The organism is Pseudomonadota bacterium (genome assembly GCA_022361155.1).
Lineage (GTDB): Bacteria > Myxococcota_A > Polyangia > Polyangiales > JAKSBK01 > JAKSBK01.
Map to the genome: position 1 here is coordinate 1 of JAKSBK010000058.1, position 1260 is coordinate 1260.

2 protein-coding genes are annotated in these 1260 nt (G+C 47.9%); one reads left to right on the forward strand and one right to left on the reverse strand.

All coding sequences use genetic code 11. The features are described 5' to 3' along the window. On the reverse strand, nucleotides 1–239 hold a 239-nt coding region (locus MJD61_01625), incomplete at its 3' end, for a hypothetical protein (GenBank protein ID MCG8553977.1). A gap of 368 nt (nucleotides 240–607) precedes the next feature. Here MJD61_01625 and MJD61_01630 point away from each other — a divergent pair. After that, the gene (locus MJD61_01630; GenBank protein MCG8553978.1) at nucleotides 608–1159 is read left to right on the forward strand and encodes a hypothetical protein; all 552 of its coding nucleotides are present in this window, start codon (nucleotides 608–610) and stop codon (nucleotides 1157–1159) included. Nucleotides 1160–1260 lie beyond the last annotated feature (101 nt).

Below are 1260 nucleotides of genomic sequence, written 5' to 3' on the forward strand. Positions count from 1 at the left end.
CAGATTAGTACGGGTAACGGGCCAGCGAGTGCTTCTATCCGCAGCAATTCTTCCGCGTCTTGCTCTCTAGCAGAGCAACAGCACACCACCGCGGCATCGGCTTTCCCTTCCTGAACTCGATGTAGAAATGTGTCTTCGGTCTCTGCCGGCTCAGCTTGAAACGCCGTATTGAATAGAGTACGAAAACACGAGCAATTCTTGAGTTCTTGAGAATAAAGGACCAGCTTCGGCTTTGACATAATACTTCAGAGGAAGAAACCTGACACGGACATATAACTTTGTGGACAGTTATCGGATGGTTGAAGACTGATACATTTATTATGACAATAATATGAGTCGTTTTCTCTCAAATGTATTGAAAAAGTTTAGCGGAATGAAAGGTCCTCCAAATGAGGGAGTCAAAAGGGGGTCTAACGGATAAAGGATTCCTAATATTAGGGTCTATTTTATGCTTTGCGGTTTTCTGTTGAATCATCGGGAACAATTCTGCATATTTTAATTTGTTGCTCCGAAGCTATCCGCTGGAGCATAGGATTAGCAAAGTATGCGCTTTGGTACTGATCTTAAAAGCGCTCAAGTTAGTATTCTCAATTTGGAGGAAAAGCTCATGTCGCGTGGCTTCCACTTTGTTTTTCTCTGCACAATGATCGGCTTAGTCATCGCTCGTGCGAAACTTGCTTCGGAACCGGTAACTGCCTCAGTGGAACATCCCGACTGGATCTCGCCGGAAACGCTGTCCCAAGCTATCTACTCTATCGTCTCGGGCCCGGCCGGCCAAGCGCGTGACTGGGACCGTTATCGCGCTCTGTTCCGGGAAGGCGCTCGCTTCGTGACATTTGGCTCCAACAAAGACTCGACCCAGATTTTCGAGTTTGGTGTCGAGGATTACATCGAATGGTACAGGCCATCCATGTTGGAAAACGGCATTTATGAGAAACAGATCTGGCATCGCACCGAGCAGTATGGCCGTCTAGCGCAGCGCTGGGGCACATGTGAGTACCGCTGGCAATCACCGGATGGTCCGCCAAAGGGCCGTTGTTTGGTGAGCATGCAGTTCGTCTATGACGGGAAACGATGGTGGATTACCAGCATGATTTGGGAGGGCGCTCTGAAGCCGGATACGGTTCCCGCACACTATTTGTCCAAGCAAGAGCGTTAAGAAAACTTCGTCTGGATTGAGTTGCAAGGATCGGAAATGGAGTTGAAGAAGGATTAAGGAGAAAGAGAATGTACTTTCGTTTAAGGCTTTTAGTGATTTCG

Coding starts and splice junctions, on each gene's coding strand:
- MJD61_01630 (MCG8553978.1), top strand. CDS start 608: ATGTCGCGTGGCTTCCACTTTGTTTTTCTCTGCACAATGATCGGCTTA.